The sequence below is a fragment of the bacterium genome, from assembly GCA_030247525.1.
Taxonomy (GTDB): domain Bacteria; phylum Electryoneota; class JAOADG01; order JAOADG01; family JAOADG01; genus JAOTSC01.
Genome location: JAOTSC010000198.1, coordinates 1 through 5,636 on the forward strand (window position 1 = coordinate 1; position 5,636 = coordinate 5,636).

Annotated in this window: 6 protein-coding genes; 1 reads left to right on the forward strand and 5 read right to left on the reverse strand. The window is 50.3% G+C overall.

Annotated features, from left to right (window positions below; genetic code table 11):
- Positions 1-1,170, reverse strand: a 1,170-nt coding sequence (locus tag OEM52_13515) for a glycosyltransferase family 39 protein (protein ID MDK9701154.1), incomplete at its 3' end; no start/stop codon positions are given.
- A gap of 99 nt (positions 1,171-1,269) precedes the next feature.
- On the opposite strand from OEM52_13515, the gene OEM52_13520 reads away from it, so the two are divergent.
- Positions 1,270-1,746 carry an SRPBCC domain-containing protein gene (locus tag OEM52_13520; protein MDK9701155.1) on the forward strand — a complete coding sequence of 159 codons (477 nt, stop codon included), beginning with the start codon at positions 1,270-1,272 and terminating at the stop codon, positions 1,744-1,746.
- 68 nt (positions 1,747-1,814) lie between these two features.
- Here the strand turns inward: OEM52_13520 and OEM52_13525 are convergent, their stop codons facing one another.
- The 4 genes from OEM52_13525 to OEM52_13540 all read right to left on the reverse strand — a co-directional run.
- The gene (locus OEM52_13525) at positions 1,815-3,104 is read right to left on the reverse strand and encodes a serine hydroxymethyltransferase (GenBank protein ID MDK9701156.1); all 1,290 of its coding nucleotides are present in this window, start codon (positions 3,102-3,104) and stop codon (positions 1,815-1,817) included.
- A gap of 27 nt (positions 3,105-3,131) precedes the next feature.
- Positions 3,132-3,569 (reverse strand): ribose 5-phosphate isomerase B, encoded by a 438-nt coding sequence (gene rpiB, locus OEM52_13530; GenBank protein ID MDK9701157.1) that lies wholly within the window; start codon positions 3,567-3,569, stop codon positions 3,132-3,134.
- Positions 3,569-4,762 (reverse strand): hypothetical protein, encoded by a 1,194-nt coding sequence (locus tag OEM52_13535; GenBank protein ID MDK9701158.1) that lies wholly within the window; start codon positions 4,760-4,762, stop codon positions 3,569-3,571. The genes rpiB and OEM52_13535 overlap by 1 nt, the downstream gene beginning before the upstream one ends.
- On the reverse strand, positions 4,759-5,636 hold an 878-nt coding region (locus OEM52_13540), incomplete at its 5' end, for a DNRLRE domain-containing protein (GenBank protein MDK9701159.1). The genes OEM52_13540 and OEM52_13535, both read right to left, overlap by 4 nt.

The following is a 5,636-nucleotide window of genomic DNA, read 5'->3' on the forward strand; positions in this document are numbered from 1 at the left end:
CTGTAATTGCACATCGGCTTGCAGCGCTGCTAACGATTTAATTTCCGCCCGCCGGTTGTAGTTCACCACCGTACCAACCATGACGGGAAGATTCAAGCACCAGAAAATGATAAGCGAAATCCGTAAGAACCGTTCTGACAACCGGAACCGCTCCGCCTTTAGCCAAATTGCTATTCCGGTAACACCGACGACGACAAGTGTCGGAAGAATCGTAGCGATAAAGCGTTCCTGTTTGTTCGGAATAATCGAATGAACGATTAGGAAAGCAAGCGTACCGCCAAACAGCACCGGGAGTTTTTTGTACGCTTTGAACATCCCTCCGAAAAGGAGAAAACTAAAGGGAGGAATGAATACGCCAAGGATGAGAAGAATGTAGTTGTACCACGGGCGATTGACGTACTTGTACATCTCCCCGGAGGAGTTGTACGTGAAGTATTGAATCGGATTGGCGTAGGGTGTTCCTAACATCACCCAATCGAGAATCCCCAAGGGAATCGTACCTAATAACGCGCCGACAGTAAGGAGTAGCGCTCCGCGCCATCTTCCGCGAATCAATAGTGCAATGAACATCCCCACCGCGGCAAAGCCGATTTGGTATCGTAAGCTAACAGCAAAGCCTAACCAAAGTCCGGCAATGAGCCACTCTTTGGTCGAATCGGTTTCGCGATTTCGTTCTGCCTTGAGAATAGCAATGAAGAGGGGAACCGCCGATACCATTTCTCCTAATTGATACACCGAAAACGCCGGCACTATCCACAATAGTGCAAGCAACCATCCAGTAAGCTCCGCAAACCGCCGCTCAGTTGTAGCCCGTTCGACGAAACGATAACCCAGCCAAATAATCGGAATCGACCAGATTGCATGTAGAAAGCGATTAATCGTCATCTGTACTTCGGTATTGACAACTCCAATCGCATGCAACACTTTGAAGAGCAGCATGTGTACGCCGGGATACAACAACGAATGACCGCCCCGGTTCGGATCGAACATCCAAATTGTATCGTCGCGGAGCCAGCGCCAGGCGTAATGGACAACCAGAAAGTGGTCGTCGGAAGCGATATAGCCGCCGCTAAAGAACACCGCGAGGAGACGGGCAATTATTCCACTTCCGAGTATCCAGATGAGGGGATTATTCTTATAAGATGCTTTTGTGGCGGCGATTAAGGACATTGAAACTGACTTTACCTTGAGTATCCTTGCACGGACAATTTGACACAAGTAATATAGCGGTAAAGTTACCGGCAATCGGGCGAAATTCAAAGGAGCATCATGTCGAAGCAAATCAAAATCACACAACGGATAAACGTGCCGCTGTATCGGGTCTGGCGGTATTTCAACACGAGTGTCGGCATCGCCAGTTGGTTTCCAGAACAAGGTGCTATGCTGGAACCGAAAGCAGGCGGACGCTTGCGGTTGTTGTTCAGCGATGGCGCTATCGATTGCGAAATGGTTGAGTTTATTCCCGGTAAGCGATTCAGTTATCGATGGAATACTGGCGGGATGTTAGGCGCTCTCATAGCCGAAACGAATCCTGTTTTTGAGCTGTCGGAAGAACTAACCGACACCGGTAAACCATATACAATTGTGAAGTTTCAGGAAACCGGATTTGGCGATACGACCGATTGGATGGAGTATTATGCCCAAACCTATGCCGGTTGGACGATGTACCTCCTGAATTTGAAGTCGATCTGCGAGGGTGGACTGGATTTGAGGTCTTCCGTTCGATTGTGTTACACCCCTGACTGAATAATCTGAGTAACAAAAAATGGGCGAACACAGGGTTCGCCCATACTCATTCTGACTGGAAGACTCGTTTACATATCGGCGGGATAGAGTGGGAATTGCGAACAAACTTCGTTCACTTCGCTCCGCACTTTATCGCCGATTGCGGTATCTTCCGGATTACTGAGAACCCGGTCGATCCACTCGGCAATCTTCTTGAATTCCTTCTCTTTCATCCCGCGAGTGGTTGCTGCCGGTGCGCCAACTCGAATACCACTGGTAACAAACGGACTCTGCTTATCGCCCGGTACCATATTCTTGTTTACGGTGATCCCGGCATGTTCGAGGGCGGCTTCCGCCTTCTTACCAGTTAAACCGCGGCTGCTCAAATCCATCAGAATCAAATGATTATCGGTACCGTTCGATACCAATTTCCAGTTGCGCGCCATCAGTTCATCGGCTAAGGTCTTCGCGTTGGCAACGACCTGTTTCATATAAGATTGGAAAGTCGGACGCGATGCTTCGAGGAATGCGACCGCTTTTCCCGCAATCACGTGCATGAGCGGACCGCCTTGAATACCGGGGAACACGACAGCGTCTAATGCTTCGGTCAACGTCTTCGGTTTCGGCATCCCGGCAAGGAGGATTTCGCCCCCTTCATAATCGGACATGATAACACCGCCGCGAGGCCCGCGTAGTGTCTTATGCGTCGTCGAAGTAACCACATGGCACACCGGAATCGGATCGGGATGAAGTTTCGCGACAACCAGTCCTGCAATGTGTGCAACATCGGCGACCAGCCATGCGCCAACTTCATCGGCGATTTCCCGGAATTTGGCAAAGTCGATTTGGCGGGGATACGCCGATGCGCCGGTCATAATCATCTTCGGTTTATGTTCGCGGGCAAGTTTTGCGACTTGATCCATATCGATGAAACCAGTTTCGAGATCGACGCCATAACTGACAACTTTGTAGAGCCGTCCCGATTGATTCACCGGACTACCGTGGGTTAGGTGTCCACCCTGCGCCAACGAGAGTCCCATGAAGGTGTCGCCCGGCTGTAACAAGGCGTTGTAGACAGCTTGATTCGCTTGCGAACCGCTATGCGGTTGCACGTTCGCCCACCGGCAATTGAAAAGCTGACGGAGGCGTTCGCGGGCAATTTCTTCAGCACGGTCGACAAATTCGCAACCGCCGTAGTAACGTTTGCCGGGGTATCCTTCAGCATACTTGTTGGTCATCACCGAGCCGACCGCTTCCATCACAGCCCGACTGACAAAATTTTCGGAGGCAATTAACTCCAGACGATTTTCTTGTCTACCGCGTTCGTTTTGAATCGCTGTAAATATTTCCGGATCGCGTTGTTGCAAGGTAGCCCACATGGCTGGCTCCATTCGTAAGATTCGTATTTAGAGGTCGATTTTTTCGACACGACGTACGTGCCGCTCAACCGACGATTCTGGTGTTGCAAGGAAAGCGGCAAGAATGGCAACTGCTAATTCGGTGCCAGTGATTCTGCCGCCTAAACAAAGGATGTTAGCGTGGTTATGTTCGCGGGCAAGCCGGGCATGCAACTCGGTCATGCATAGCGCGGCGCGTACTCCCTGATGCCGGTTCGCTGCAATCGACATTCCGATCCCGGTTCCACAAATCAGCACTCCGAAATCGGCGCAATTGCTGGCGATAGTCTCGGCGACTTTATGCGCAACATCAGGATAGTCGACTGGTTCGGAATCGGTGTTGGAAAACAGACTGATTACCGTATGATTTTGCTGTCTCATCCAGCCAATCAAATAATCGCGCAATTCAGTCGCAGCATGATCGGAACCGATAACGACCGTAGCCATTAGCGTTTTCTCCGTTTGGGAATTTCCCGCTCAAACCATTTTTCCGAAATGGTGATCGATAGTGACGTCCATACGACGCGTTCTTCCAGTCCGTAGTTTTCCGATTTATCGCCTCGCAAAGTGTATCCGACCGCGATATCGCAGCGATTCGCCAACGTCTTGATCGGTAGCCCCATCCCAAGCGAGATATTCGTTTCGGAAACATCGTCGACTAACGGCAGTTTGCGCCAAGAGAGACCGGAGCGCCAAGTAATTTTCTGGAAAAAGGGATCCAACACGCCATTTTTACCCGGACGTTCGCACCAAATTCCAACGCCCATCTCGTCATTCAATTCGCCTAACTTGCCATTATCGATTGATTTCCAATTCGCCCAATGATAATCTCCGCCGATTTGCCAACCTTTCCACTTCGACGCTAAACCGAACCGCACTTCGGTGGGAAAATCACGAGTAAACTTGGAACTATTCTTGGCATCGCTACGAAGCGAATCCCGGATATCCTGATGAACAGTAACCGACATTGGCGCAGTAGCCGTGAGGGAGTATCGTAATCCTGCTGGAGCGAATATAACTCCGACGCGGTTATACCAACCGGCATGTTGTTGATTGATAGTATACCAACCGGGACCGTAATACGAAGTGGCAAAGGAAGCCTGCCAACTGTAATTCAGCGAACCGCTCCGCAAGCCGGATTCCACTCCAAACCGCCACTTGCCGGTTTTCATCGCAACGATTGCGCCATAATCGGTGATACCGCCGGTCACCTCCCGTTTGAGGCGATATGACTCGGTACCCAATAGCTCATTAGAAAAGGCGCGGGTTTTCGCAACCGAATACGGATTGGCAGCTACACCAAACCGGAAATTTTTCCAGAGCGGCGTCGAAACGCCAAACCCGGAAAACCGGAATTCGCCTTGATTGCCAATGTTTCCCAATTTGTCTTCTACGGAACGGACGTCGAAGAAACCGCTTATAAAGGCACGGGTGTCGGATTGTTCGGCAAACTGTGCTGGTTGCAAGATATTCGGAGTAAGCGTATCAAAGGCCGCAGCCCCAAGTCCGGCACGACCAGCAACGACTGCGTTCGCTTGATAGGTGCGCAGACCCACCCCTTGCCCGGAGAATACCGAAGCATGTACGGCGACTCCCAACAAACCCACCATCAGGAGCAATGCGATGCGGAAGCAGTTCATTGCTCCTCCAACCGACTAAGGGTTAATTGTATTCGCGGCGGCGTTCCTCCAGCCGATACAGAACCGAAGCTTGTGCGGGATACGTTAATCCCTTCCCACGAATCGAGCAGGACTACAGCAACTTTCGAATACTCTTTTTGTAACCAGTAGGATGTCGCATAACGGATATCGAATTCTACAGTACTATCGGTAACCGCGACCGCACTCGGCAAGTATGCGCTGGAGAGCGTGGGTTTCGATTGCCATGATGTCGAATCATTGTATGGGAGATAGTGGTACATCGCTTCAATTGAACCGAAATCGGTGGCGGCGTGACTGCGGGTTAAAATCATTTTCGCCCGATGGACGATAACCTGTTGTTCTTTCAAATCGGATAAATCGAACCAGACAATACCGCGCACTGCATCGCCGGAACCAACCTGAAGCCCTGATAAAGCAACACTGCCCGGAGATATAAACGACGCATCATAGAGCGAATGGGTTGAACGGTTGGCAACGACAAACGTATCGGCTAAACCAACCGGAAGTCCATTTTTCATCCAGCTATATACAATCGTTAACCGCGGCTTCAACGAATCGATACCATCGTTAAACGAGTGAAACGAGCGAATGGAAAATGCCGAGATTGTATCCGGTCGTAACCAAATACCGAAGTTGGTGTCTTCCAATCCCAAGTTTTTTATTGAAACCCAATTCTGTACAGTCGGTAACATCTCCGCGGGGAAATTCAACCGAAGGGAATCAACCCCGGTAGTATCGCCGGGTATGGAAACGGTACCATTTAACTTAGTCGAGTGATTGCGAATCGAATCAAGTGATAAATCAAAGTATTGTGAGTAAACATTCGGCTGCCAGAATTCGAGCGGAATCGGCT

Bases quoted from the DNA above. Each gene is read 5' to 3' on its own strand.
- OEM52_13520 (MDK9701155.1), top strand. From the start codon at position 1,270: ATGTCGAAGCAAATCAAAATCACACAACGGATAAACGTGCCGCTGTAT.
- OEM52_13525 (MDK9701156.1), bottom strand. From the start codon at position 3,104: ATGTGGGCTACCTTGCAACAACGCGATCCGGAAATATTTACAGCGATT.
- rpiB (MDK9701157.1), bottom strand. From the start codon at position 3,569: ATGGCTACGGTCGTTATCGGTTCCGATCATGCTGCGACTGAATTGCGC.
- OEM52_13535 (MDK9701158.1), bottom strand. From the start codon at position 4,762: ATGAACTGCTTCCGCATCGCATTGCTCCTGATGGTGGGTTTGTTGGGA.